This window comes from Amycolatopsis sp. NPDC052450 (assembly GCF_044547565.1).
Taxonomy (GTDB): domain Bacteria; phylum Actinomycetota; class Actinomycetes; order Mycobacteriales; family Pseudonocardiaceae; genus Amycolatopsis.
Genome location: NZ_JBIUAQ010000001.1, coordinates 587224 through 612404, shown reverse-complemented (window position 1 = coordinate 612404; position 25181 = coordinate 587224). Strand labels below are relative to the sequence as shown.

The window sequence follows — 25181 nt, the reverse complement described above, 5'->3', positions numbered from 1 at the left end:
GACCCGCGGGGGCGCGGCCAGTCCGGGCAGTGCAGAATGTGCGAGGTCACCGCAGTGGTGGTATCGCGACGGCCGGGAGCGTTCCTCCCGGCGGGAATCGGATAAGGGGGCCGGTGGTGTCCTGGCAGGAAGAGCTGCGCAATCTGGACGAAGAGCTCGCATCTGGACGGCTCTCCGCCGATGATTACCGGCTCCGCCGTGACCAGGTGCTGTCCTCGGCGGTCGCGTACGGCGACCCCGCGCAGCAGCAGGTCCAGCAGCCCGGCCAACAGCCGCAGCAGCCGTTCCAGCAGCAGCCGCCCGCGCCGCCTCAGCAGCAGGCGCCGCAGCAGACCGGTCAGCCCAGCGCCGACTCGACGCAGATCATCGCGCCGGTGAACCAGCCGCAGCAGAACGGCGGCGAGGGCGAGCGCACGCAGGTCGTCCCGAACTGGCAGCAACAGCAGGCCGACCCGAACCGCACTCAGGTCGTGCCGCCGGTGGCGTCCCCGCCCGGCGGTTTCCCGCAGCAGGGACAGCAGGCGTCCCCGGCAGGCGGCTTCCCCCAGCAGGGTCACGCCTCGCCCGCGGGCGGTTTCCCGCAGCAGCAGCAACAACAGCCGCACCACGGTTACCAGCAGCCGCAGCAGCAGGGCTGGACCGACAACGACGCCAGCCCGCCGTGGGGTGGTTCGGACTTCCCGCCGATCTCGCCGGTCGGCAGCACGGAATGGGTCAAGCAGGGCCCGGAGCTGTTCGAAGACAAGCCCAAGGGCAAGGGCGGCAAGATCGCGATCATCGCGATCGTCGCCGTCCTGGTCCTCGCCGGCCTGGGTGTCGGCGGCTACTTCGCCTTCTCCGGTGGCGGTGACACCCCGCCGGATCCGACGGCCGCGCCGCAGTCGTCCCAGCCGCAGCCCGCCCCGCCGTCGTCGACCAAGCCGAAGACGCCCGAAGAGCTGCTGTTCGAGAAGATCCCGGAGCAGTCCGGCGAAGAGGACCCGAAGAGCGGCGCGATCCCCGTCGCCCAGCTCGCCGAGCTCACCGGCATGGAGAAGGCCGAGGCGGATCTGGTGATCGCCGCCGGCGTCAAGCAGGTCGCGTACCGCGGCTCGCAGAAGCAGCCGGACGAGACCGGGCCGCAGCCGGCGAAGATCTCGGTCACGGTCATCCCGCTGACCAGCCCCGGTGCCGCCGGTGACCTGGTCAAGCAGCTGCGCCAGTACCAGACGACCAACGGATTCGTGCAGATCACCGAGCCGCTGCCCGGAATGCCTCCGAAGCTGAACTTCCAGAAGAAGATCGACGGCGACAAGGGCTCCTACCGCGGCACCTGGATCAGCGGCAACAACATCGTCCGCGTCGACATCCTGCAGAACCCGCTCGGCGGGGAAGAGGGCGAGAAGGCGTTGAGCGGCACGTACCAGCGTGCGGTGAAGAAGACGCTGGAAAACTACGCCGTCACCAGCTGAGAAATGACCGCCGAGACGGCACGGCTGCTCACCACCCTGCTTTCCCTGGCCGAGGACACCGGTTCGCTGTCCGACGAGCTGCACTTCGCCGGCCGGGACGCCGCCGAGCGCGTTCCGCTCGACCACGGTGCCGCGAACGTCCTCCGGGCGCTCGTGGTGCCGAAGGCGGCGCGGGTGCTGGAGGTCGGTGCCGGTTTCGGTGGTCTGACGCGGTATCTGGGCGAGACCTCGGAGACGGTGCACGCCGTCGAGGCCGACCCGATCCGCGCGGCCGCGGTGCGGTTTCGCACCCGTGACCTCACCACCGTGACAGTGCACGACCGGCCGCCCGCCGACGGCTACGACCTCGTCGTCGTCCAGCAGCCGTACGCGACGCGAAGCCTGCTGGACTCGGTTCGCGAACGGCTGTCACCGATGGGCGCCGTCGTGGTGCTGACGGCTTCGCGCGGTGTCGCCAAGACGCTGGCGGCGGCGGGCCTCGAAGTCCAGCGTGAGCTGCTCTGTTCCCCCGGTCACGAGGTCGCCCGCGCGGTGCGCGGTGCGCAGATCGACACCGAACTTCCCCGGCTGTCCGCGGCGATCGCCGGCGGTCCCGCCAACGGACTCGCCCTGCTCTGCGGTCCCGGCGCCGCCGCGCTCTGGCCCCCGTATCGGCTCGCGACCTACTTCAACACCGCCGAGCGCGCCGCTTTCGCCTGCACGCGCGCCGACGTCGTGCGCACCGGGGAGGGTGCCGAGGTCCGCCGTACGCCGCTGGTCGCGTCGCCGCCGGTGGCCGGGATCTCGGTCGGACCGTGCGCGGACAAGGTGTACGACGCCCCGACGATGGTCGAAGTCCTGCTCGACGAGCCGGAACGGGCCGCGGAGCTGCTCACCGGCTGGCGGGATCTCGTCCGCGCGGAGGCCTCGCGCGGGGTCGAGGCGTTGTGGGATCTGGTGCCGCACAACGTCCTTGTCGATGGCGAGACGCTGCGCCCGATCGACCTCGAGTGGCGGAACGAAGGCGCCGGAGTGTCCGAGGTGATCGAGCGCGGAGTGCTCGTGCTGGCCGACAAACTCGCCGACGCGGGCTGGTCCGGGGCGGCGGAGGGCGGGTCGATGCGCGACCTGGCGGGCTGGCTCGGTGTGCTGATCGGACTCCATCCCTCCTTTGTGGACAGTGCGCTGGCGCGTGAGGTCGCCTTCTCGGCGATCGCCTCGTGCGGCACCGCGCACGGCACGGACGAGGTACGGGTGGCGATCGACGGGATTTGGCGAACGCGCCTGGCGAGAACCGTCCACGAGTACCGTTCACCCAAGGTCGGCGCCGGTGTGGCGGCGAACGAAGACGAGGTAGCGAAGCGATGACGAGCCTGCATACCGCCGGCATCCTGACCCCGGCCCGGCCGGTCGGGCACATGTTCGAGCTCCGGGGCTGGACGACCGGGATCAGCCGGATCGGTGAGATGTCCGTGACCATCGCGGACGTCGAGGCGAACCTGTTCCCCGAGCCTTGCCCGGGCGCGCCCGAAGGCACCTTCGGCTGGCGCGCGGTCCCGGGGTCGTGGGTCCCCGCGGGCACGCAGGACATCGTCGTCACCGGTCCGGACGAGCGCGTGCTGAACCAGGCGACCGTCCACGTCGGAACGTTGCCGGGCGAAGAACCGCTGTGGCTGGGCGAACTCGAAGCGCCGAAGCAGGGCAAGGTCAGCGAAGGACACGTCGTCTACGTGACGGGGTGGGCCCTGTTACAAGGGCGGGCACCCAACTTGATCGAGGTCATGGTCGAGGGCGGTGGCACGGTCAGCGCCCGCACCCGCCTGCCACGCAAGGACGTTCCCGAGGAATTCCCCGGATTCGACGACGCCGCGGTGAGCGGCTTCGAGGCCTGGGTGCCTGTCGATCTCCCGTACGGCGAAGAGCGGACGCTGTCGCTTCGCGTCCGGTACCGCACCGAAGGCGTCGGCGAGGTCGTGTCGGCGAAGCGCACTTTCACGCTTCGCAACCCCGTCGCGGACTTGGACGACGCCGAACTCGCCGACGAGCTGGCCGGGGACACCGCCCGCGCGATGGCGCGCGTGAACATCCCGACCGACCCGAAACATGTGCTGGTGTTCACGCACAGCCTCGGCGTCGGCGGCGGGCAGCTGTGGCTGCAGGAACTGCTGAGCCGGATGGTGACCGATCACGGCTGGCAGGTCAGCCTGGTCAGCGAGACCGACGGCCCGCTGCGCGCGGACTGCCACGAACTCGGCATCCCCGTGCACGTCACGACGCACTACCGGAACCAGACGGTGCCCGCCTACGAAGGCCACGTCGCCGAGCTGGCGCGCTTCGCGAAGTGCTCCGGAGCGGGCGTCGCGCTCGTCAACACTCTCGGCGGCTTCGTCGGCGCGGACGCGGCGAAGCGCGCCGGGATGCCGACGGCGTGGGTCATCCACGAAAGCTTCTCGCTGCCCGCGTTCGCCTACCAGAACTGGGGCCCGGTGAAGCCGCCCGCCGCGGTGTGGCGGCGCTGGGAAAGCACCCTCGCCGAGGTCGACAGGCTGCTGTTCGTCGCCGACGCGACGCGCGAGATGTTCCTCCCGTACAGCAAGCCCGAGCGGTGCCGGACGGTCCGCTACGGCACGCCGATGCACAAGTTCGGCGGCCGGACGCGGTCGGAGACGCGGCGGCAGGCGCGCAACATGCTCGGTTACTCGCCGGACGACATCGTGCTGGTCAACATCGGCATCGCGGAAGCCCGCAAGGGGCAGGCGCCGCTGATCTCGGCGATGGAGCGGATCCACAAGGTCCACCCCGAGGCGAAGCTGTCGATCGTGGGCCTGCACCCCTCGCCGTACGGGCTGGCGATGGAGGAGTCCGTCGAGCGCGCCGGGCTGGAGAAGTCGGTCAGCCTCGTGCCGATCCAGCCGGATCCGCTGCGCTGGCTCCAGGCCGCGGACATCTTCGTGAACAGCTCCGACATCGAGTCCCTGCCGCGATCGATCCTCGAAGCCGTCTGCTGTGGCGTTCCCGTCGCGGCGACCGACGTGTTCGGCGCGCGGGAGATGATCGTCGACGGCGAGACCGGCTGGCTGTTCGAGACCAACGACGTCGACGCGCTGACGGCGGCGCTGCTGCGCGCGCTCGGCACGTCGGCCACGCGCCGCCGCGAGATGGCGAAGGCCGCGCACGAGAAACTGCTGCCGTGGCTCGACCCGGCGGGTTACGCGCGCGAGTACTCCGAAATCCTGACCGAACTGAGTGGGGGCGTTCATGTCTGACACCGACATTCCCGGCCGTGTCCAGGCCGAGCTGACCCGGCTCCGTGCCGAGCGGCAGGTCTTCACCGCCGAACAGGACCGGCTGAAGGCGAAGCTGGCCGACACCGAACACGAGCTGCGCGAGGCCACCGCCGCCGCGCCGGACGAAGGCGAGTCCGCCGAGGTGAACCAGAGGCTGGCCACACAGCAGGAAGAACTCGATGTCGCGAAGGCGCGGTCGCAGGCGCTGGAGGCCGAGGTCCTGCTCGCCCACCAGCAGCGTGACTCGCTGCGCGCGGAGCTGAAGACCTGCCGCGAGGAGCGGGACAAGCTGCGGCTCGCGCTGCTCGACGCCGAGCTCGTGGTGTCGGCGGGCGTCGTCGACGCGGACGTCCTGCCCGGTGGCGAGCCGTCGGCCGACCGGCAGCGGCTGCTCAACGCCGAACGTCTCGCCGCCGAGATGGCCAGGGAACTCGACGCGACGCGCCGCACCGTCAGCTGGCGGGTCACCGCGCCGCTGCGGGTCGTGCGGAAGAAGATGGACCGGTCGTGACCGAACTCTGCTTCGTCTCCGCCGAGGGCGGTTCCGCCTTCATGGAGGAACTGCTGGAGGTGGTCGCCGACGCCGTGCGCACCGCGGGCGGCAAGGCCGGTACCGCGATCGGCAGGTTCCCCGACGCCGGGAACGACACGGTGTACGTCGTCGTCCCCCACGAGTATTTCGTGACCGTCCCGGACGCCGACTTCCCGACCGCCGCGCAGTGCCGCCGCACCATCGGGTTCTGCGTGGAGCACCCGGGGACGGCGACCTTCGAGCGCAACGCCGAACTGCTGTCGATCCTGGGCGGCGCCGTCGACATCAACACCGATTCGACCGCCGAACTGCGGCGGCGCGGGATCGCCGTCGAGCATTTCCAGCTCGGTTACAGCCCGCTGTGGGATCTGTGGGGCGGAGACCTCGACAGCCCGCGCGACCTCGACGTCACCTACCTCGGCACGGCCGAGCGGCGGCGTTCGGTGCTGCTCGGCTCGTACGCGCGGGACCTCGCCGGGCTGCGGACGCGGCTGCTGACCCCGCCGCACGAGCCGATGACCACCGCCCGCGTCGACTTCCTGCCGGGCAAGGCGAAGTTCGAGCACCTCGCGCGGTCGCGGTTCCTGCTGAACCTGCACCGCGAGCAGAAGCAGACCCTGGAATGGGTGCGCACGCTCGAAGCCATGACCAACGGCTGCGTGGTGGTCAGCGAGACCTCGGCCGACGTCGAACCGCTGGTCCCCGGCGAGCACCTGGTCCTCGCGCGGCCGGAGGCGCTGGGCTCGGTCGCCGCCGCGCTCGCCGACGAGCCGGAACGGGAACGGCACCTGCGTTCGGCCGCCTACGGTTTCGTGAAGTCGCTGGACATGGCGGCGTCCGCGCGGCGCCTGATCGACCTGGCGGCTTCGCTGGGTTCGGCGCCTGCCGCGGACATCGCCCCGGCGCGTGCGCTGGCGACGAGCCTGCGGAATCCGGAGGACGCGCTGGCCGTCGACACCCCGTCTTTCGACGCGCGGTTCGCGGGCGACCGGTCCATCGGTGGTCCGGCTTCGGCACGCGGCACGGCGTTGTCGGCGCGGATCGCGCAGCGCGCGGCAGGTGCGCGGCGGGTCGCCACGCGACGCTGGGAGCCCGCGGCGGCTTCCTTGGCGGGCACCGCCGACGTCGACGTGCTGATCGTGCGCCGGACCGGTGAAGTCGATCCTGACGAACTCGCGAACGACCTGCTCACCGGCAGCGTGGTGCCGCGGAAGGTGCTCGTCGGCGAAGACGGTGTGCATCCGTGGCCGCGTCCGCGCCCGTACGACGTCCTGCTGCACGACACCCCGCTCGGCCGCGGGCTCACCCGGAACTCGTTGCTGGAGCGTTCGACGGCGTCGTGGCTGCTGGTTCTCGACGGCGGGATGCGGGCTTCGGAGTTCCTGCTGGAGCGCCTGCTGGCCGCTTCGGAAGGCGCGGACGTCGTGCACTGCCCGGTCGCGGACCCGGTCGACGGCCTGGTCGGCGCGCTGCCGCCGGAGGAACGGCGCCTGCGGACGCTGCCGTATCTGGGCAGCGGCTACCTGGTGCGGCGCTCGCTCATCGACGAATTCGGCGGGTGGAACACCGAGGTGCTGTTCGAGGGCCTGGAGGATCACCTGTTCTGGCGGCGGGTGGCCGCGGGCGCCCGGCCGACGACGCTGGTGCAGCAGGTGCTGCTGCGGCGGCTGCGGCCGGATCCGGACTCGCGGCCGATGGACCTCGACCCGCATCGGGTGTGGGCCGCGGTCGGCAGCGCTCTGTAGCTCCCTCGCTCGCAATGAAAGGCCCCTTCATTGCAAAATTTGCAATGAAGGGGCCTTTCATTGCACTCGCGGTGGGCGTGGCGTTAGTCCGAAAGTGTGAGTTAGGCCGTGTCGGTGAACGTCCTCCCCCGGTGATGCGCCTTATGGGCAGAGCATCGGAGCGTTCGGATGCCGGACGAGGAGGAGCCGCCATGGCCTGGGAAATCGCCCTGGTCGCCGCGCTGGCCGTCGTATTCGTCATACGGCTCGCGCTTCAGCTGAAACGCGGCTGACCTCGTCCGGTCAGCCCATCGCCACCCGCCTGCCCAGCCGCATCTGCGGAATCCGCCGCGGCCGGGCAGGGAGCGGGAAAAGCGGCGGGCCGTCCTCTCGCAGTCGCTTTTTCACGTGGATCGTCTTGTATCCCGTGGTCAGATAGCCCTCTTTCTTCAGTTTCGTTATTTCGGCGTTCACCGATGCGGGCGAAGCGCCGATCGCGGACGCGATGTCCGCGTGATTCAGTCCCACATCGATGACGACCCCCTCCGCGTGGGGAATTCCGTAAAGCGCCTGCAAACGGGCCAGGAACGCGGTCAGCCTGCTCCGCACCTTCGCCGTCGCGAAACCCAGCGCGGTGTCCCGCCGCCGCAGCCGGAGGGCCGAGTGGGTGGCGATCCACGCCATCGCCTGTTTGTCTTCGCCGAGAAAGCCGTGGAAGGCGTCCTGCGGGATCTCCAGCACGCGAACCGGCTTCGTGGCCACGAACGAAAGGTGACTCGGGCGGCAGGCCAGACAGGCTTCGACGCCGAGGACTTCGCCCGCGCTGAGCAGGTCCACGATCATCGGCACCGTGTCACCCTGTGCCGTCCGCAGCGCTTTCACGAAGCCGGAGCGCAGGATCAGCACCGGTGGCGACGGCTCCCCCTGGTTGATCAGAGTGGCGCCGGCCGGGTGGTCGACGTGTCTGCCCAGTTCGAGCAGCCGCTGTCGCCGGCGTTCGGTGGCCGCCGTCAGGAAGTCCGCGCCCATCAGCCGATCACCGCCGCGAACGCGTAGAGGATGGCCGGGAGCCCGGCCACGAGAGCCGCGACCGACCCGATGACTTTCGCCGGCTGAGCGACCTTTCCGGCGAGCAAGAGCCGGGTGAGGATCACGGCGAAAACGATGTAGGCGAGAACGACGACGCCCGCGGTGATCACCAGAAGGGGATCAGGAGTATTTGTCGTCAATAGTGACTCCCAGTGAGAAGTGAAAGCGATCAAGCCCCTGCCCGGCCGGGTGAGAATCACGTCCTGTAGGTGACGTGCCCTGCGGCCGTTCGTCCGAAGAGTACTGCTCAGCGGCATTGCGAGAAAGCAACCCGATACTCGCGGCACTCGTACAGGGTGCCCCAATTCAGCCGTTTCACGACGGAAAGTGACAATTGCTTCGACGTCCACCGAAGAAGAAAGTCACGGACCGTGTCCGAAAACGCCGCCAGTTTTCGCGGATCACCGGTGAAAACACCGGGAAATCCGGATTGGCCGTACGGGCATATCGGTTGGCCGCCTCGAACGGAAAACGACGGCCACTTCGCCAAGCCCGACATTTCCCCTGGTCGAAGCGAAGGTCTAACGACCGTGACGATGCACGTGCAGATGCACGACCCCGCCGGAGCTGCCCGCAGCTCGGTCGGATCGAGGACGATTTAACGGAGGGTCAGCAATCCAGCGCGCTCGATCACGACCCGTGATCTGCGACGAACTTCGGCAATCTCAGCTTTTTGGGGGAATCTCACTCACCCCCGGCGAGGACTGACCAGCCCGGATTCGTAGGCGAGCACCACCAGCTGCGCTCGGTCGCGGGCACCGATCTTGGTCATGATGCGGCTGACGTGCGTCCGCGCGGTGGCCGTCGAAATCACCAGATGCGCGGCGATCTCGTCGTTCGACATGCCACCGGCGACCAGGCCGAGCACCTCGCGTTCGCGGTCGGTGACCTCGCGGACGGCGCTCACGTCGATGCGGCGGTTCTCCGGCCGGTCGACGAACTCCGCGATCAGCCGCCGGGTCACGGTCGGCGCGAGCAGCGCCTCGCCCGCGGCGACCACCTTCAGCGCCCGCAGCAGCTCCACCGGATCGGTGTCCTTCAGCAGGAAACCGCTCGCGCCGGCACGCAACGCCTCGTAGACGTACTCGTCGACGTCGAAAGTGGTGAGGACCAGGACCTTCACCCCGGCCAGCTCCGGATTCGCGGTGATCCGCCGCGTCGCTTCGAGCCCGTCGACGCCGGGCATCCGGACGTCCATCACGACGATGTCCGGCCGGTGTTCGACGGCGGCCGCGACGGCCTGCTCACCGTCACCTGCCTCGGCACAGACCTCGAACCCGTCTTCGGTCTCCAGCAACACCCGGAAACCGGCGCGCACCAGCACCTGGTCGTCGGCGAGGACCACCCTGATCGTCATCGTTCCCCCTGTATGGGTAAGTCCACGCGCACCTGGAAACCACCGTCCACCACGGACGTCGTGAGCGTGCCGCCCAGCGCGGCCGCCCGTTCGGACATCCCGCGCAGCCCGTGGCCGGGCGTTGGTTCGACGGCGTCACGGCCATCGTCGCGGACGAGCAACGTCAGCGCACCGGTTTTCCGCTCGAACCTGACGTCGACCCCGCTCGCCTGGTTCGCGTGGCGGACCACGTTGGTCAGCGATTCCTGGAGGATCCGGTACGCGGCGCCGTCGACGGGCGCGGGCAGCTCGCCCGGCTCGCCGTCGACGCGGACTTCCAGCCCGGCGGCCCGCGCGTGCTCGAAAAGCTCTTCGGCCTGGGAAAGGCTCGGCGCGGGCGCCTTGTCCTCACCCGAACGCAGCACGGCCAGCGTCGCGCGGAGGTCCTTCAGCGCCGAAGCGCTCGCCTCCTTGATGTTCAGCAGCGCCTCTTTCGCCTGCTCAGGACGCCTGTCGGCGACGTGCGCGGCGACCCCGGCCTGGACGTTGATCATCGCGAGGCTGTGCGCGACGACGTCGTGCACCTCGCGGGCGATGGTGAGCCGCTCCTGTTCGGCCATCCGGTGCCGATGCTCGTCGGCCTGCTCGCGGCGGGCCCGCGCGGCGGCCATCCCGTTGCGCACCGCCGTCCCGACCCCGACGACCGCGACCACCCAGACCAGGCCCAGCCCGGCTCGCAGATCGAAGCCGTCGAACCCGTGGCGGACGAACAACGCCACCCCGGCCGCCAGGAGCAGCGATCCGCCGGTGATCCCGGCGACGATCGGCCCGCGGATCTTCGTGAGCACGAACAACGCGATCGTCGGCAGCACGATCACCGGCCCGCCGGGATTGTCCGACGCGTAGTAGCCGAGCGTCAGCGCGGAGGTGAGCAGGAAGACCGTCATCGGGAAGCGGTGCACGATCAGCAGCAACACCGCGGTGGCGACCAGCCACCACACGCCGGACGTGGTCAGCGGCGGCGCGTCCGGCTGCCAGCGGGAAGCGCTGCTCGTGGCACCGAGGACGAACCCCAGCGGCAGCACCACGCGCAGCACGCGGCCCACCCAGGGGCTCCACGGAAACCGTTCTTTCAGCAGCACAGGACGAAAGCTACCCGTGGCGGGGGCGAACTGGCGTCCGTTGAAAAGCGGCTTCTCAGCTACGCCGTGTGCGGTAGCCGCCGCAGGATCGACGTCATCAACAGCACCCCGCCGATCGCCTGGACGGCCAGCACCGGCACCTGACCGCCGGATCCCATGGTGAACGCGCTGAACAGCCCCCAGGCTCCCGAGCCCGCCATCGCCCCGGCGCCGGTCCACACCAGCACCAGCCGCGGCCAGAACCGTCCTCGTGCCACCGTCGCCAGCGCGATCGCGGCGAGGACGCTGAGCACCGCGATCACCACGTCCTGACCGCGGGCCGACATGCCGCCGGAGCCGAACGCCCAAATCGAGTGGCCGATCGCGGAGACCAGTGCGGCGGTGATGCCGAGCCCGCCCGCCACGCCGATCGTCCCCGGCCGGACGGTGCCGGTGACGACGAACCACCAGCGGTCGCGGGCGTAGAGCACGAACGCGGTCAGCAGCAGGATGCCCTGCCAGGCGAATCCGCCGTAGACCACGGCGAAGACCCAGTTCTCCAGTGGCAGTTCGGCCAGTTGCGGTTTCATCAGGTCGGCGACGATCACCGGGAGGTTCAGCACGATCGGGGCGAGCAGCCCGGTGCCGATCCAGATCGGGAAGAGTACGAGCGGCGCGGGGATCCGGCGGCCCCAGGAGTAGGTGAACGCCAGGGCGAGGATCACCGCGACGACGTCCATCCCGCCGGTGAGCAGATTCGCGAAGAGCATCAGCTGGGAGTCCACAAAGGACGGATCGCGGAGGCCGAGGCTGCCGCCGGTGACCCAGGATGCCTTGAGGGTCAGGTACGGCAGGGTGCCCAGAATCGCGGCGTAGCAGACGATCAAGCGGGAACTGGAGATCTTGGGGGCGGAGACTGCTGCGGTCATGCTCTCAGCGTCGGCGTTCCCGCCGCGGAAAGACTCCCTCGCGAGCCTGGTCCGCCTCCCCCTTCAGAAGGAGCGGGGCAGTTTCGCCGCGGTTTCCTCGTCGGCCGGGGTGAGCGTCGCCAGCGAGATCTCGGAACGCCGCCCGAGGTAGAGGTACGAGAACTCGAACCGCAGCAGGCCGACGTCCGGGTGCAGGTACCGCTTGAGCACGATCCGCTCGCTCGAGACGTCGTGTTCCTTCCACATCCGCTCGAAGAGCTCCGACTCCTGCCGCAGCCGCTTCACCAGGTTCTTCCACGCCGGCTCGGCGAGGTGCCCGGCCATCGCCGCGCGGAAACCGGCGATCACGCGGGGCAGGTTGAGCTCCCAGTCCGGGAGCCTGCGGCGCCACTCGGGGTTGGTCAGGCACTGGATCAGGGTGTTGCGCTCCTCGAACGGGATCGCGTCGATGCCGCCCATCAACCAGTCGTAGGCCCGGTTGTAGGCGAGGATGTCGCACCGCGCGTTGCGCACGCAGACCGGGAACGGCTCCAGTTTGCCCATCATCCGGTGGATGTTCTGGCTGAGGAGCTTGCAGTCCTTCTCGAGTGGCGGCTCCGGCGCGCCGGCGAGGGTGAACAGGTGCTTGTGCTCGTGCGGGTCGAGCCGGAGCGTGCGGGAGATCGCGTCCAGCACCTGGTCGGACGCGTTGATGTCGCGTCCTTGTTCGAGCCACGTGTACCAGGTGACCCCGACGCCGGCCAGTTGCGCGACCTCTTCGCGGCGCAGCCCCGGTGTGCGGCGCCTGCCGCTGATCGGCAGGCCGACCTGGTCCGGGGTGATGCGCTCGCGGCGGCTGCGCAGGAACGCGGCCAGTTCGTGCCGCCGCACCTCGGCCACTCGCGAATCGACGGTCATGGTCACCTCATCAGGTTCGCAAAGCTCGAAGCCGGTCACCAGGTAGTGGTGGTACCAGGATAAACACACTCCTGGTACCAGGTTCGCGATCGGCTGATCGTGGTACTCATGACTTCGACGCAAGTTCCGGCGACGCCTGCCCGCGTCGCCACCGGACCGGCCCTGACTTCGGCGGGCCTGGTCACCGTGCTGCTGGGGGCGGCACTTCCCCTCATCGACTTCTTCATCGTCAACATCGCCCTGCCTGCGATCGGATCGGATCTCCGCACCTCGTCAGCCACCTTGGAACTGGTGGTCGCGGCCTACGGGATCGCCTACGCCGTCCTGCTCGTCGTCGGCGGCAGGCTCGGCGACGCCTTCGGCCGCCGCAAGCTGTTCCTGATCGGGCTGGCCGCGTTCACCGGCACTTCCCTGCTCTGCGGGATCGCACCGACGGCGTTGACGCTGGTTCTCGCGCGGGCCGCACAGGGGGCGGCGGCCGCGCTGATGCTGCCGCAGGTGCTGTCGATCATCCAGGCGACGACGACCGGTGAGCCCCGGTCCAAGGCGCTCGGTCTCTACGGCGCGACAGCGGGCCTTTCGATGGTGCTCGGCCAGTTCCTCGGCGGGGCGCTGGTGGCCGCCGATCTGTGGGGCACGGGCTGGCGGCCGATCTTCCTGGTCAACGTGCCCGTCGGGATCGCGGGCCTGGTGATCGCGCGGCGGCTGATTCCGGAGAGCCGCTCGCGGAATCCGCTCGGCATCGACCGTCCCGGCACGGTCTTCCTGGCGATCGCCCTGGTGTCCTTGCTGCTTCCGCTGGCGGAAGGGCCCGCGCTGGGCTGGCCACTGTGGACGGTCGTGCTGCTCGTGGTGTTCCCGTTCGCCGCGGCCGCGTTCGTCCACGTCGAACGGCGGATGGAACGCCAGGGCGGTGTGCCGCTGCTGCCGCCGTCGGTGATGCGGATGCCGAGTGTGCGGCAAGGATTGCTGGTCGGGGTGCCGTTCTTCATCGGGTTCAGCGCGTTCATGTTCGTGTTCGCGGTGACGCTGCAGGACGGTCTGCACCTCGGCCCGCTGGGGTCCGGCCTGGTGACGGCGCCGCTTTCGCTCGCGTTCTTCGCGATGTGCCTGGTCAGCAGCCGGCTGGTGACGCGGTTCGGGCAGCGGGTGGTGACCGTCGGGCTTTCGGTGCAGTTGCTCGGCTTGCTGACGTTGATCGGCACCGTGCTGCTGGGCTGGCCGGAGCTGGGTGTGCTCGATTTCGTGCCGGGGATGCTGCTGTGCGGTCTCGGTCAAGGGCTCGCGATGACGACGGTGTTCCGGATCGTGTTGTCGAAGGTGCCGCCGGAGATCGCCGGGGTCGGCAGCGGCATGCTGACGACTTCGCAGCAGGCCGCGATGGCGCTGGGGGTGGCGACGCTGGGGACTTTGTTCGCTTCCGCCGGCACGGGCCCGCTCGGCATGAAGGGCGCGTTCGTGCTGGTCATCGGCATCCAGGCGGCGCTGACGGTCGGCGTGATCACGGTGGCGCGGCGGCTGCCGGATCCGCGGAACTGAGAAAGTTCGATTTCACCCGTCGGAGTCCGGGCTCCCCGGACGACGATGGGGATGTGACGGAACCACGGGTGCACCGGGACCCGGCCTTCGCGCTGCTGTCGCTGTACGAGACGGCGTTGCCGGAGGTCTACGGGTACCTGCTGTCCCGGTGCGGTGACCGCACCCTCGCCGAGGAGTTGACGTCCGAGACGTTCCTCGGCGCGGTGAGGTCCTGTCGCAAGGAATACGCGCCCGCAGTGAGCACCGGGTGGCTGATCGGCGTCGCCCGGCACAAGCTCGCCGATCACTGGCGGCGCAAGGAACGCGAGGAACGCGGGCTGCGACTCGTCCACGAGGAGGAGTACACCGACCCGTGGGACGAACGGCTGGACGCGCTTCTGGCGCGCGATGTGCTCGCGTCGCTCGGGGCACATCACCAAGCCGCGTTGACGCTTCGCTACGTCGACGGCCTCCCGGTACCGGAGGTCGCCGACCATCTGGAGCGCACGGTGCACGCCACGGAGGCGTTGCTCGTGCGGGCCCGTGCCGCGTTCCGGCGTGCTTATCAGGAGAAGGAGGGTCGCGATGACTGATCCGTTCGACGCGCTTCGCGCACCTTCGCGACCCCTCGATCCTGACCCGCTCTTCGCTGCCGAACTGCGCGACAACCTGCGTCGCGCCGTCCTGAACGGAGCCGATATGACTCAGACAGATACCGCCGAAGTACGTTCGCTGACGCCCTATCTCGTGGTCACCGACGCGCGTGCCGCGCTCGACTTCTACGTCGAGGTGTTCGGGGCGCGGCGGCGGTCCGAACCGATCGTGATGGAGGACGGCCGGGTCGGGCACGCGGAACTGGCCATCGGGAACAGCGTGCTGATGTTCGCGGACGAATTCCCCGAACTGGGCAATGTGGTGGCACCCGAAGGCGGCACACTGATCCGGATCGAAGTCCCGGATGCCCACGCGTCGGCGCGGCGGGCCGCGGAACTGGGCGGCGTGCTGGAGCGGCCCGTCGCTGACGAAGGCCATGGGCTGAGCGGGACGATCAAGGATCCGTACGGCCAGCGGTGGCTGGTGTCGCAAGCCGCTCCGCGTCCCTCGTCCGGCGCGAAGCCGATCCGGCACGGCGAAGCCGGCTACTTCACCTTCCAGGTCCCTGACGACGAGCGCGCGAAGGCGTTCTACGGCGCCGTTCTCGGCTGGCAGTTCTCGCCCGGGCGCGTCGAAGGCGGTTGGGGCGTCGAAGGTTCCGGCCTGCAAGGCGGACTCTGGGGCGGCCCGGGGCGCCAAGTGGGCTGGAAGGTCATGTACGCCGTCGACGACCTCGCCGCCGCACTCGACCGTGTCCGAGCCCAAGGCGGCCAGGCCGGCGAAACCGAACAGCAGCCCTACGGCCTGAGCGCCGACTGCGTGGACGACCAGGGCATCGAATTCTGGCTCTGGGAACAGCCGCGCTCTTGAGTCACTACCCCAACCCCCCGCCCGTCCCAGGGGGGCGACCCCGAAGCCAGTCTATCGCCGATGGGGGCGGGGAAACGGACGTGAGCCGAGTTGTCCACAGTTGGGAGGCATTGTGGACAACCTAGGGGCCGGGGTCCACGTAGTGAGGGCCTCCTTCCCTACTTTGAGGGTAGGGAAGGAGCCCCTCACGGCATGGGAGCGTCAGCGGCCGGCGGCGTAGCCCTGCATGCCGCGCGCGTTCGCGGCGGCACGCAAGAGACCGCCAGAACGCGAAACGGCCGAAAGCCGTCCGAGCGCCCAAGGTCCGGCATCAACGACGGCGTGTCCGCGCGCGGTCAGCGCGTCCATTGTGGACTGACCGAGCCGTGACTCGACCACGAGTTCCCGCGGCGTCCACGAGCGCGGGTAGAACGAACTCGGGAACGCGGTCGTATGCCACGCGGGCGAGTCGATCGACTCCTGCAGGTTCAGCCCGCCGAGCGTGTGCGCCAGCCAGAAACACAGCTGCCACTGGTCCTGCTGATCACCACCGGGAGTCCCGAACGCCAGCACCGGCTCGCCGTCACGCAGGCCCATCGACGGCGAAAGCGTGATCCGCGGCCGCTTCCGCGGCGCCAGCGAGTTCGGCAGGCCCTGTTCCAGCCAGAACATCTGCCCGCGAGAGTCGAGGCAGAAACCGAGTTCCGGGATCGTCGGGCTCGACTGCAGCCAGCCACCCGACGGCGTCACCGAGATCATGTTCCCGGCCGCGTCGACGACGTCGATGTGCACCGTGTCGCCCCGGGTCTCACCCAGCGGCCCGACCGTCGGCTCCCCCGTCGCGCCGGAGCCGGATTCCAGTCCGCGCAGCTTCTCGAGAATCGCGGGCAGCTTCGGCGAGGGGCCACCGGGCCGGAGTTCGGCGGACGCTTCTTCGGTGATCAACGCCCGGCGGGTTTCCGCGTATTCACGGGAGATCAGCAACTCGATCGGCACGTCGGGGGAATCCCCGTACCAAGCCTCGCGGTCGGCGAACGCCAGCTTCGTCGCCTCGACGGCCAAGTGCACGGTGCGTTCCGTCGGAATTCCGTCCACATAGGACAGTTCGTCGCGCAGACCGTCCAGCAGTCGCGCCTGCTGCAGCAAGGCCGGACCTTGCGTCCACGCGCCCATCTTCACCAGGCCCCACTCACCGAAGTCGACCTGCAACGCGTCCTCGTACGTCGCTTCCCAGCCCGCGATGTCCTCACCGGTGAGCAGACCGGCGTGATCGCGACCGGAGTCGTCGCGGAACGCCTTGCGGCTGAACGAATCGATGGCCTCGGCGACGAAGCCCTGCGACCAGGCACGGCGTCCGGCGTCGATCTGCGCCTCGCGTCCGCTGACCGACTCGGCCTCGGCGACCAGCCGCTCCCACGTGTCCGCGAGCGCCGGATTGCGATGCAGCCCCTCGGCGGGTTTGCCGTCCGGCAGCCAGAGCGCCGCCGACGTCGGCCAGTGCTCGGTGAAGAGGTCCCGTACCGCGCGGATCGTGTCACCGACCCGGCTGACCAGCGGAATCCCGTTGCGCGCATAGGAAATCGCGTAACCGAGGACCTCACGCAACGACTTCGTGCCGTGATCCCGCAGAAGCAGTAGCCAGCCGTCCCACGCCCCCGGCACGGTCGCGGGGAGCAGACCGCTGCCGGGAATCAGGTCCAGCCCGAGATCCGCGAAGTACTCGGACGTCGCCGCCGCGGGCGAGACCCCCTGACCTGCGAGGACGCGCGGCGTTCGATCGTCGGCGGTGACGAAGATGCCGGGGACCTGCCCCGCCGGGCCGCACAGATGCGGCTCGGCGACCTGCAGGACAAACCCGGCCGCTACCGCCGCGTCGAAGGCGTTGCCGCCGTTTTCGAGCACCGCCATGCCGGTGGCCGAAGCCAGCCAGTGCGTCGATGCCACCATGCCGTGGGTGCCGGCCAGTTCCGGCCTGGTCGTGAACACGCCGCTAATACTACGCTTTGCTAACTACTTTTTCAGTCCCAGCAGTTGAAGAGGATCTTGCCAAGACTGTCGGGCCGCCAGTGCTCGGCGACATAGTGGCGCTTCCAGCGCGGTGCCGTGAGGTCGATCGGCGCTTCGAGTTCGGCCCGGGAGTACAACCGGCGCCCAGGAAGAAGCTCTCCCAAAACAGCCAGCAATCCCGGCTCGTCGACAAAGGTGATCGTTCCGAAGGTGATGAACGCGTCGGCGATGCCGAGGATTTCGCGCCTTCCGTCCTCGTCCCAATCCTGCGTCCACACCACCGCGGCGGTTCGATGATCATAAGTGATCTCGCCGGTTTCGAAGTTCCGTCCCACGTCGGACGGTACAAACCGGACGACCTGGCCGCGTGTTCGCCGAGCCGCCTCGTAGCAGGCCTTCCGGAACGCCTTCTCATCCCTCACCCGCCGAAGCTATCCCCGCGCGGCGGCCGGAGCGTCATAGTTTTCCAGCGTCGCCGCGTTGGCCGCGCGCGAAGTCAGCCACGTGAACACCCCCGTCATCGGCTTCGACCCCAGCACGCGGTACAGGAAGTTCCGGTAGCCGACCATGAAGCGGGTCTTCGGCGCGAGGAACGTGCCGATCCCGGCCGCCTGCTTCTGCGAAACCTTGATGGGACCACGCATTTTCTCTTCGTAGCGGGCGAAAGCGACTTCGTGGTCACCGTGAGCAGCGGCGAGTTCACCCGCCAGGACGTACGCGCCCATCATCGCGAGTCCGGTGCCCGAACCACCCGGACCCGCGCACCAGGCGGCGTCGCCGAGCAGCACGACCCGGCCCTGCGACCACTTGTCGAGGTGGATCTGGCTGAGCGAGTCGAAGTACAGCGCGGCGGCGTCGCCGAGGCCTTCCAGTAGTGCCGGAACTTCCCAGCCGAAGTCGGCGTAGCGCTCGGCGAGGGCCTTCTTCTGCGCTTCGACATCGCGGCGGTCGACCTCCAGAGGCCCGGACGCGAAGACGAAGCCGACGTTGAGCGCCGAGCGATCGCGGCCGCTGGCGACCATCACCGTCCGGCCGGGGACGCTGCAGATCTGGCCGAGGTGGTCGAGGTCCAGATGGTTGGGCGCGGTGAAGCCCGCAGTGTGGAAGCCGAGGTCGGTGCGGAACCGCTCCTCCTCGCCGAATGCCAGCCGACGCACTCCGGAGTGCAGGCCGTCCGCGCCGACGACCAGGTCGAATCTGCGCGCTTCGCCGTGGGCGAAGGTGACGTCGACACCGTCCGGCAGCTCGCCCAGGCCGGTGATCCAGTCGCCGAAGACGTACTCGACGTCGTCCTTCGTGTGGTCGTAGAGGATGCGAGTCAGGTCTCCGCGCTCGATCTCGACTTCGCCGCTGAAGAACACCGACGGCATCTGGGCGACCTTCTTGCCCCGCGTGTCGACGATGACCTGCGCGCCCATCGCGGTCTCCTTCGCGCGGATGTCCTCGAGGATTCCCATGCGCTTGAGCAGGGTCATCTGCTCGCCGCGGAAATCGACCGCGCTGCCGCCTTCGCGCAGGGCCGGGGCGCGCTCGACGACGGTCGGCGCGAAACCGCGCTTGCGGAGCCAGAAGGCGAGAGCCGGGCCCGCGATGCCGGCGCCGGAGATCAGAACGGTGGTCGTCATGGCTGCTCCCTGGGGGTTCGTGGTGATGAGACCGACCGTACGGCAGATTTGCACGCTTGGTCAAGCCGCTTGGTTAAACCAGATGGATAAACCGTGTGGTCTAGGATCTCGGGCATGGGTAATCGCGAGGACCTGATGGCGGGCGCCATCCAGTGCTTGAAGGAAAAAGGCTGGTCACGCACGACGGTGCGAGATATCGCGACGGCCGCCGGGGTCAGCCACGCGGCGATCGGCTACCACTTCGGATCGCGCGAAGCCCTGCTGCTGACGGCGTTCTCCCAGGCGATGGACGACTGGGGCAAAGAGATCCAGGTCGAGATGCGGGGCGCCGTCGACCCCGATGCGTCACCGTCCGAGCAGTACGCGGCGTCCTGGCGCGCCATGATCGACTCCTACGGGCGCAACCGGCAGCTGTGGATCGCGTCGATCGAGGCGTTCGTGCAGTCCGAGCATCACCCTGAGCTGCGAAAACAACTCGCCGCCGCGCAGCGCGAGGGTCGCCGGGGAATGGCGGCGGGCATTCTCGGGATCGACGAGGACACCCTCACCGAGGCCGACGAGCGCCGGATCGGCGCGGTGGCCACGGCCCTGAACTCGGGCGTGATGCTGCAGCACATGCTCGACCCGGAGAACGGCCCGACGGCCGAGGAGGTCGTGGACGGGCTGTTGAAGCTCGTCTCCTTGGTGCAATGAAAGGACCTTTCCTTGCACCAAGGAAAGGTCCTTTCATTGCACCCGCGGGAGGCAGGTGGGTCAGAAGACGGCGACCTTCCGCCGCAGCGCCGCCCGCGGCCGCCCGACGCCCTGCCACGACAGCCCGGCGTCCAGGATCCGTTGCGGGTCCAGGAGATTACGTGTGTCGACGACCGCGTCGCCGTCCATCTGCTCGGCCATGTACGTCCAGTCGAGCCGCTTGAACTCGTCCCATTCCGTCAGCACGACGACCGCGTCGGCCGCCTTCGCGACCTGGTAGGGGTCGTCGACCACGGTCATGCCGTCGATGTGGCCGCCGACGGCGGGGTCGTAGGCGGTCAGTTCCGCGCCGAGCGCGCCCAGTACGGAAGCGACCGCGAGGGCGGGCGAGTCGCGCAGGTCGTTCGTCCCCGCCTTGAACGCCAGCCCGAGGATTCCGATCCGCGAACCGGCCAGTGTGCCGCCGACGGCGCCGGCGATCTTCGCGACGATCCGGTCCCGCTGGGCGATGTTCTCCTCGATCGCCGAGGTGAGCAGGGTGAAGTCGTACTGCACCGACTCGGCGACCCGGACCAGCGCGCTGGTGTCCTTCGGCAGGCACGAGCCGCCCCAGCCGGGGCCGGGTTTGAGGAACGAACGGCCGATGCGCCGGTCGTAGCCCATGCCTTCGGTGACCAGGTCGATGTCCGCGCCGAGGCGTTCGCACAGTTCGGCGATCGAGTTCACATAGGACAGTTTCATCGCGAGGAAGCAGTTCGCCGCGTACTTCACCAGTTCCGCGCTGGCCGCGTCGGCGACGACGACCGGGGCGGCGAGGTCGGCGTAGAGATCGCCGACCCAGCGGGCGGCCGCGACGTCGTCCGAGCCGACGACGATCCGGTCGGGGCCGAGGAAGTCCTCCACCGCGGTGCCCTCGCGCAGGAACTCCGGATTCGACACGACCGGCACGTCCGTGCGGCCGAGCATCGCCTGGATGCGCTTCGACGTTCCCACCGGGACGGTCGATTTGGTGATCAGCGCGCAACCCGAAGGGATGACGTCGCCGATCTCGGTGGTCACGGCCTCGACGGCCCGCAGGTCCGCCGAGCCGCCCGCGCCCATCGGCGTCGGCACACAAAGGAAAACGGCCTCCGCGTCGCGAACGGCGTCGCGCGCGCCGACCACGAACTCGAGTCTTCCGCTGGTCAGCCCCCTCGACACCAGCTCGGACAATCCCGGCTCCAGGATGTCCACCCGTCCGGCGGAGAGCCTTGCGACCTTGGCCCGGTCGACATCGACGCAAGTGACTCGATGCCCCAGGCCTGCCAGGCAGGCTCCCGTGGTCAATCCGACGTAACCGGTCCCCACCACCACGATCCGAGCAGTGCTCATGCTGCTGAAGGTGACAGCCGGAGTTGACCTGTAAGCGAACGGAACGCTTCAGGCCCGAATACTCCTCACGACATGCTTCGCATCGACGTGAGCCAACACACGCGCCCCCGATATGCGAACGAGCGTTAACCTGGACCCGGTTGTCGACGAAAGGGAGAACATGCAGATCACCGATACCGCGGCGCTGGTCACGGGTGGCGCGTCCGGGCTCGGCGGCGCGACCGCGAAGGCGCTCGCCGCGAAGGGCGCGCGGGTCTTCGCGCTGGACCTCGCCGGTGCCATCGCGAACGCCGAGCAGGTCGAGAACATCACCTACGTCGAGGCCGATGTCACCGACCCGGAGCAGGTGCGGACGGCCGTCGCGACCGCCGCCGAGTCCGGGGTGCCGCTGCGGACCGTGGTGAACTGCGCCGGGATCGGGCCGTCCGCGCGGATCCTTTCGAAGAAGGGCCCGCACGACCTCGCCCTGTACGCGAAGGTCGTCCAGATCAACCTGATCGGCTCCTTCAACGTGCTGACGCTGGCCGCCGAGGCCATCGCCAAGACCGAGCCGCTGGCCGACAACGCGCGCGGCGTCATCATCAACACCGCGTCGGTCGCCGCCTTCGACGGCCAGATCGGGCAGGTCGCGTACTCGTCGTCCAAGGGCGGCATCGTCGGGATGACCCTGCCCGCCGCGCGCGACCTGGCGTCGCACGGGATCCGCGTGCTGACCATCGCGCCGGGCATCGTCGACACCCCGATGCTGGCGACGGTGAGCGAGGAGTTCCGCGCTTCGCTGGCCGAAGGCGTGCCGTTCCCGAAGCGGCTCGCGCGGCCGGACGAGTACGCGCAGCTCGCGCTGTCGCTGATCGACCACGACTACCTGAACGGCGAGGTCATCCGGATGGACGGCTCGCTGCGCATGGCTCCTCGCTGAGCCTCCCCCGCGTGCAATGAAAGACTCCTTCATCGCAAATTTTGCGATGAAGGAGTCCTTCATGTCAGGTCAGGGGCGGGTGAGGCGGACGTCCAGGCCGATCCCGGCGGTGGTGACCGCACAGGTCCGGAACGCGGTTTCCGCGACCAGCCCGCTGAAGTCGACAGGTGTGTACGCGCGCCGCCGCAGTTGGCCGAGCGTCTGCCGGGTCGTCAGAGCGGCCAGCTTGCCGAGCTTCATGCTCGCGACCTCACGCAGGATGTCGCCGTCGGTCGCGTCCCGGTTCATGTCCTGAACCACCGCCGTACCGCCCGGACGCAGCACGCGATACATCTCGTCGAGCGACTTCACCGGCCACACGAAGTTCTTGAACGCGGCCTGGCAGACGACGAAGTCGAACGACTCGTCGTCGAACGGCATCGCCGCGACGTCGCCCTCGCGGAACGAAACCTCGACGCCTTCGGTCCGTGCGTATTCGCTCGCGATCTCGACGAAGGTCGGCGCGACGTCCAGTCCGGTGACGGAGAACCCGAGCCGCGCCAGTTCTACGGCGAAGTAGCCGGGGCCGAAGGCGACCTCGAGGATCTTCGCGCCTTCCGCCAGGCCGGCCGTGAGTTCGCCGGCCTGCTGCCGCCAGAGTTCGATCTGCGGTTCGGTGCCGCGCTGCCGGGCGTAGTTCCGCGCCAGCGCGCCGCCCATCTCCGGGATGAGCTTGAACCGCTTCCTGTCCTTGATGTTCGTCATGGTCACTCCAGGTTGGTTTCCCGGAGCCCGGCTATTCTCGAAGTGCCGTCTCGTGGCCGGGTTCCGGTTGCGGGATCGTCACCCCGGCGGGGTGCTGCAACACCTCGCCGGGGTTCTTTCAACGGCCGGTGCTCCCCCTTTCGGCCAACAGGGCCCGCCATTCGGCGAGACCGGGCATGGAACAGGAAGTCAGTTCCCCGAGGATCGAGCGGACCCATTCGGCTTCCGCCATTCGGATCGCCAGGTGGTACTCGAGCTCGAGCAGCACCAGCCGCGGGATCTCCTCGATGAGCCGCGCCAGTTCGGCCCGGGTCGAGGCGATGTCTTCGTCCAGCGCCGCCAGCCGGGTGCGGAAGAGGGCGATGACCTCGTCCGGACCGAGCCACCCCAGCACCGACAACCCGGCGACGAACTTCGGCTCCTCGGGCGCGAGTTCGCCGAGCAGTTCGCGCAGCCAGTCGAGCATTTCGTCACGGCCGGCGTCGGTGATCCGGTACACCGTGCGTTCGGGACGGGCACCCTCGCGGCCGCTCTCGACGGCCTCGATGAAGCCGTGTTTCCGCAGGTTGCCGACGACCGTGTAGAACGAGCCCCATTTGATCCCCATGTCGCGGTCCTTGCCGCGGCTCTTCAGGATCGAGGCCATTTCGTACGGATGCATCGGGCGCTCGTTCAGCGTCGACAGGATCGCCAACGCCAGCAGATTCCCGACCTTCCGCCGCTTCACGACGCCTCCTCGTTTACGAGTACTCGTCCACGAGTATCCGCAGAAGCGCACTTGATCGCAAGTCGTTCGGCGACCGGGAGATCAGAGGTCGTTCATGTACGGCACTGACGTCTGCGCGTGGTCGGTCATCCAGTTCCGCAGCGCGTGCGTCGCCAGGACGTCGTCCTCGTTGTAGCGCAGCAGCCGCTCCCGCTGGACGGCGTCCGGGATTCCGCCGTCCATGCCGACGGCGTCGCGGTACCACCTCATCGACGCCTCGCCGCCCGCTTCCGGATCGCGCCAGGCGAATCCGGCGACCGGCGCGATGACCTTGAGCCCCTTGCCCTGCGAGCACAGGAACTGGTCGGTGACGCTGCGGAAGAGGTCGATCCATTCCTCGGAGTCCACAAAGGACGCGATCTCCGCCTTCTTGGGCACACCGGGGTATTCGCCGAACCGGTCTGCGGAACCGAAGAGCCAGCGGTTCTCGGCGAGCGCGTTGTAGCAGTAGGCGCGGAACGTCAGCCCCGCGGCGAGCGTGCGCTCGCGGACTTCGGTGAACCAGGCCCAGAACTCCGCGAACGACCGGGCCTCGTCCGCCGTCGGCAGCGGCTCCCACGTCGCGAACGCCCGGTAGCCCTGCTCCATCCCGATGTCGGCGCCGGTCAGCAGCGAACCCCACAGGTACGCGCCGGAATCGCCGAAGCTCTCCATGTCGACGTCGACCTCGACGTCGCCGCGCGAGACCTCGATGCGGTCGACCTTGCGCACCATCGTGAGGTCGGCGAGCCAGGCACGCGCGAGGATGATCGCGTCGGCGAAGGTGCCGCCGGTCCAGTTCATCGGCGGGGGTTCGTCGGCCGGATCGAGCGCGGCCAGTTTGTCCACTGTGGACACCCCGGCGCGGCGGAGTTCCATCGCGTCCTCGCCGCGGACGACGAGGCTGACGTCGCGGGTTTCGGTGAGCACGACCTCACAGGTCGGCCACCACGGGCAGCGCCGGCATTCGAGGACGCGGGACGGTTCGGCGAGCGGTTCCTCGCCTTCGGCGGCCGCGCTCGCGATGGCGAGCCTGTCGGCGAAGCGGCTCTGATACTCCGTCAGCGCGCTCCGGCCGCCCGGCCAGGTGCCCGCGGCCAGGTCGTGCCAGACGACGACGTCCGCGTCGAGTCCGATGACGCCCCCGATGGCACGGTGTCCTTCGTGCTTCCCGAGCGCTTCGAGCATCCGATAGAGATGTGCGAGCCGCATCTGGTCCCGCGGCTGCGAGCGGACCTTTCGCGCCGGATCGGGCAGCCGGTTCGCCGGGTCGAGGTCGGTCATCACCGTGGTCGGCGCGCCCGAGCCGCGATCGGTGATGCGGTGGCGCACGACCAGCACCGGCACGTAGCCGGCATCGGTGTGCACGAGGAGTTCGGAGCCACCACGCCGGTGACCGGCGCGATCCACCGGGAGCAACGCGCCCCAGATGTAGTGCGCTTCGGCGGCGAAGGCGTCTTCGGTGAGCTGCACGCGCTCGGCGGCCGGGAGGTCGCGAGGGATCTTCACCCAGGTCGCGCCGGGTCCCGTCGCGTCCATGAGCTGCCGCACGATCGCCTCGCGATGCGCCGACGCGTCGGCGATCCGCTGCTGCGCGGCGGGGTCGGGCGGGGCGAGCGGGACCTCGCGCATCGCCGGATCGTTTTCGAGGTGCACGCGACGCCGGCAGCGGCTCACCGCTCCCGCGTCCAGTAGCACCTCGTTACTCACGGACAACACTCTAGAAGGCGACCGGCAAGCCGACATGCCCGCCACTTCGGGGACCAGTAAG

At 69.1% G+C, this 25181-nt stretch carries 24 protein-coding genes; 11 read left to right on the top strand and 13 right to left on the bottom strand.

From position 1 onward, the window contains the following. Positions 1–113 precede the first annotated feature (113 nt). The 6 genes from fliL to ACIHAO_RS02980 all read left to right on the top strand — a co-directional run bounded on the left by fliL (position 114) and on the right by ACIHAO_RS02980 (position 7266). Positions 114–1451, top strand: coding sequence for a flagellar basal body-associated protein FliL (gene fliL, locus ACIHAO_RS03005; RefSeq protein ID WP_396554471.1), 1338 nt, complete (start codon positions 114–116; stop codon positions 1449–1451). Between the two features lie 3 nt (positions 1452–1454). Next, entirely contained in the window at positions 1455–2798 is a 1344-nt protein-coding gene (locus tag ACIHAO_RS03000) for a methyltransferase (RefSeq protein ID WP_396554470.1), read from the top strand. Next, positions 2795–4696: a glycosyltransferase family 4 protein gene (locus tag ACIHAO_RS02995; protein ID WP_396554469.1), complete on the top strand. Its 1902-nt coding sequence runs from the start codon at positions 2795–2797 to the stop codon at positions 4694–4696. The genes ACIHAO_RS03000 and ACIHAO_RS02995 overlap by 4 nt, the downstream gene beginning before the upstream one ends. Continuing rightward, positions 4689–5228 (top strand): hypothetical protein, encoded by a 540-nt coding sequence (locus ACIHAO_RS02990; RefSeq protein ID WP_396554468.1) that lies wholly within the window; start codon positions 4689–4691, stop codon positions 5226–5228. Before ACIHAO_RS02995 ends, ACIHAO_RS02990 begins: the two co-directional genes overlap by 8 nt. Next, positions 5225–6994, top strand: a complete 1770-nt coding sequence (locus ACIHAO_RS02985; protein ID WP_396554467.1) for a glycosyltransferase — start codon at positions 5225–5227, stop codon at positions 6992–6994. Before ACIHAO_RS02990 ends, ACIHAO_RS02985 begins: the two co-directional genes overlap by 4 nt. A 143-nt stretch (positions 6995–7137) precedes the next feature. Next, complete coding sequence (locus ACIHAO_RS02980) at positions 7138–7266, top strand: hypothetical protein (protein WP_255431227.1); 129 nt, start codon at positions 7138–7140, stop codon at positions 7264–7266. A gap of 10 nt (positions 7267–7276) precedes the next feature. On the opposite strand, the gene ACIHAO_RS02975 is transcribed toward ACIHAO_RS02980, so the two are convergent. From ACIHAO_RS02975 to ACIHAO_RS02950, 6 genes are all read right to left on the bottom strand, one after another. Continuing rightward, positions 7277–8002 (bottom strand): Crp/Fnr family transcriptional regulator, encoded by a 726-nt coding sequence (locus ACIHAO_RS02975; protein ID WP_396554466.1) that lies wholly within the window; start codon positions 8000–8002, stop codon positions 7277–7279. Further along, a complete protein-coding gene (locus ACIHAO_RS02970) occupies positions 8002–8172 on the bottom strand; it encodes a hypothetical protein (protein ID WP_396554465.1) in 171 nt (56 codons plus the stop codon). The genes ACIHAO_RS02975 and ACIHAO_RS02970 overlap by 1 nt, the downstream gene beginning before the upstream one ends. Positions 8173–8750: 578 nt before the next feature. Next, the gene (locus tag ACIHAO_RS02965) at positions 8751–9419 is read right to left on the bottom strand and encodes a response regulator transcription factor (protein ID WP_125781743.1); all 669 of its coding nucleotides are present in this window, start codon (positions 9417–9419) and stop codon (positions 8751–8753) included. Further along, positions 9416–10540 (bottom strand): sensor histidine kinase, encoded by a 1125-nt coding sequence (locus tag ACIHAO_RS02960; RefSeq protein ID WP_396554464.1) that lies wholly within the window; start codon positions 10538–10540, stop codon positions 9416–9418. The genes ACIHAO_RS02965 and ACIHAO_RS02960 overlap by 4 nt, the downstream gene beginning before the upstream one ends. A gap of 59 nt (positions 10541–10599) precedes the next feature. After that, entirely contained in the window at positions 10600–11448 is an 849-nt protein-coding gene (locus ACIHAO_RS02955) for a hypothetical protein (protein WP_396554463.1), read from the bottom strand. Between the two features lie 63 nt (positions 11449–11511). Beyond that, entirely contained in the window at positions 11512–12345 is an 834-nt protein-coding gene (locus ACIHAO_RS02950) for a helix-turn-helix transcriptional regulator (RefSeq protein WP_396554462.1), read from the bottom strand. A 108-nt stretch (positions 12346–12453) separates the two neighbouring features. Here ACIHAO_RS02950 and ACIHAO_RS02945 point away from each other — a divergent pair, with 108 nt between their 5' ends. Genes ACIHAO_RS02945 through ACIHAO_RS02935 form a run of 3 tightly spaced genes read left to right on the top strand, consistent with a single transcriptional unit; the run spans position 12454 to position 15327 of the window. Beyond that, a complete protein-coding gene (locus ACIHAO_RS02945) occupies positions 12454–13884 on the top strand; it encodes an MFS transporter (protein WP_396554461.1) in 1431 nt (476 codons plus the stop codon). Between the two features lie 53 nt (positions 13885–13937). Then, the gene (locus ACIHAO_RS02940; RefSeq protein ID WP_396554460.1) at positions 13938–14456 is read left to right on the top strand and encodes an RNA polymerase sigma factor; all 519 of its coding nucleotides are present in this window, start codon (positions 13938–13940) and stop codon (positions 14454–14456) included. Further along, the gene (locus tag ACIHAO_RS02935) at positions 14449–15327 is read left to right on the top strand and encodes a VOC family protein (RefSeq protein WP_396554459.1); all 879 of its coding nucleotides are present in this window, start codon (positions 14449–14451) and stop codon (positions 15325–15327) included. The genes ACIHAO_RS02940 and ACIHAO_RS02935 overlap by 8 nt, the downstream gene beginning before the upstream one ends. A gap of 201 nt (positions 15328–15528) precedes the next feature. Here ACIHAO_RS02935 and ACIHAO_RS02930 read toward each other — a convergent pair whose 3' ends face one another. Genes ACIHAO_RS02930 through ACIHAO_RS02920 form a run of 3 tightly spaced genes read right to left on the bottom strand, consistent with a single transcriptional unit; the run spans position 15529 to position 18938 of the window. Further along, positions 15529–17292, bottom strand: coding sequence for a gamma-glutamyltransferase family protein (locus tag ACIHAO_RS02930; RefSeq protein WP_396554458.1), 1764 nt, complete (start codon positions 17290–17292; stop codon positions 15529–15531). A 32-nt stretch (positions 17293–17324) separates the two neighbouring features. Next, complete coding sequence (locus tag ACIHAO_RS02925; protein ID WP_396554457.1) at positions 17325–17735, bottom strand: hypothetical protein; 411 nt, start codon at positions 17733–17735, stop codon at positions 17325–17327. 9 nt (positions 17736–17744) lie between these two features. Beyond that, positions 17745–18938: an FAD-dependent monooxygenase gene (locus ACIHAO_RS02920; protein WP_396554456.1), complete on the bottom strand. Its 1194-nt coding sequence runs from the start codon at positions 18936–18938 to the stop codon at positions 17745–17747. Positions 18939–19052: 114 nt separating this feature from the next. On the opposite strand from ACIHAO_RS02920, the gene ACIHAO_RS02915 reads away from it, so the two are divergent. After that, positions 19053–19631, top strand: coding sequence for a TetR/AcrR family transcriptional regulator (locus ACIHAO_RS02915; RefSeq protein ID WP_395876852.1), 579 nt, complete (start codon positions 19053–19055; stop codon positions 19629–19631). A gap of 60 nt (positions 19632–19691) precedes the next feature. Here the strand turns inward: ACIHAO_RS02915 and ACIHAO_RS02910 are convergent, their stop codons facing one another. Beyond that, positions 19692–21002 carry a UDP-glucose dehydrogenase family protein gene (locus ACIHAO_RS02910; RefSeq protein WP_396554455.1) on the bottom strand — a complete coding sequence of 437 codons (1311 nt, stop codon included), beginning with the start codon at positions 21000–21002 and terminating at the stop codon, positions 19692–19694. A 160-nt stretch (positions 21003–21162) separates the two neighbouring features. Here ACIHAO_RS02910 and ACIHAO_RS02905 point away from each other — a divergent pair, with 160 nt between their 5' ends. Then, complete coding sequence (locus ACIHAO_RS02905; RefSeq protein ID WP_125790611.1) at positions 21163–21921, top strand: SDR family NAD(P)-dependent oxidoreductase; 759 nt, start codon at positions 21163–21165, stop codon at positions 21919–21921. Positions 21922–21990: 69 nt separating this feature from the next. On the opposite strand, the gene ACIHAO_RS02900 is transcribed toward ACIHAO_RS02905, so the two are convergent. The 3 genes from ACIHAO_RS02900 to ACIHAO_RS02890 form a co-directional block, all read right to left on the bottom strand. Further along, the gene (locus ACIHAO_RS02900; protein ID WP_396554454.1) at positions 21991–22665 is read right to left on the bottom strand and encodes a class I SAM-dependent methyltransferase; all 675 of its coding nucleotides are present in this window, start codon (positions 22663–22665) and stop codon (positions 21991–21993) included. A gap of 118 nt (positions 22666–22783) precedes the next feature. Then, on the bottom strand, positions 22784–23392 hold the full coding sequence (locus ACIHAO_RS02895) for a PadR family transcriptional regulator (RefSeq protein ID WP_396554453.1): 609 nt from the start codon (positions 23390–23392) through the stop codon (positions 22784–22786). 81 nt (positions 23393–23473) lie between these two features. Beyond that, a complete protein-coding gene (locus ACIHAO_RS02890) occupies positions 23474–25120 on the bottom strand; it encodes a TM0106 family RecB-like putative nuclease (protein ID WP_396554452.1) in 1647 nt (548 codons plus the stop codon). Positions 25121–25181 lie beyond the last annotated feature (61 nt).

Bases quoted from the DNA above. Each gene is read 5' to 3' on its own strand.
- ACIHAO_RS03000 (WP_396554470.1), top strand. From the start codon at position 1,455: ATGACCGCCGAGACGGCACGGCTGCTCACCACCCTGCTTTCCCTGGCC.
- ACIHAO_RS02995 (WP_396554469.1), top strand. From the start codon at position 2,795: ATGACGAGCCTGCATACCGCCGGCATCCTGACCCCGGCCCGGCCGGTC.
- ACIHAO_RS02990 (WP_396554468.1), top strand. From the start codon at position 4,689: ATGTCTGACACCGACATTCCCGGCCGTGTCCAGGCCGAGCTGACCCGG.
- ACIHAO_RS02980 (WP_255431227.1), top strand. From the start codon at position 7,138: ATGGGCAGAGCATCGGAGCGTTCGGATGCCGGACGAGGAGGAGCCGCC.
- ACIHAO_RS02975 (WP_396554466.1), bottom strand. From the start codon at position 8,002: ATGGGCGCGGACTTCCTGACGGCGGCCACCGAACGCCGGCGACAGCGG.
- ACIHAO_RS02965 (WP_125781743.1), bottom strand. From the start codon at position 9,419: ATGACGATCAGGGTGGTCCTCGCCGACGACCAGGTGCTGGTGCGCGCC.
- ACIHAO_RS02955 (WP_396554463.1), bottom strand. From the start codon at position 11,448: ATGACCGCAGCAGTCTCCGCCCCCAAGATCTCCAGTTCCCGCTTGATC.
- ACIHAO_RS02950 (WP_396554462.1), bottom strand. From the start codon at position 12,345: ATGACCGTCGATTCGCGAGTGGCCGAGGTGCGGCGGCACGAACTGGCC.
- ACIHAO_RS02945 (WP_396554461.1), top strand. From the start codon at position 12,454: ATGACTTCGACGCAAGTTCCGGCGACGCCTGCCCGCGTCGCCACCGGA.
- ACIHAO_RS02935 (WP_396554459.1), top strand. From the start codon at position 14,449: ATGACTGATCCGTTCGACGCGCTTCGCGCACCTTCGCGACCCCTCGAT.
- ACIHAO_RS02920 (WP_396554456.1), bottom strand. From the start codon at position 18,938: ATGACGACCACCGTTCTGATCTCCGGCGCCGGCATCGCGGGCCCGGCT.
- ACIHAO_RS02915 (WP_395876852.1), top strand. From the start codon at position 19,053: ATGGGTAATCGCGAGGACCTGATGGCGGGCGCCATCCAGTGCTTGAAG.
- ACIHAO_RS02910 (WP_396554455.1), bottom strand. From the start codon at position 21,002: ATGAGCACTGCTCGGATCGTGGTGGTGGGGACCGGTTACGTCGGATTG.
- ACIHAO_RS02905 (WP_125790611.1), top strand. From the start codon at position 21,163: ATGCAGATCACCGATACCGCGGCGCTGGTCACGGGTGGCGCGTCCGGG.
- ACIHAO_RS02900 (WP_396554454.1), bottom strand. From the start codon at position 22,665: ATGACGAACATCAAGGACAGGAAGCGGTTCAAGCTCATCCCGGAGATG.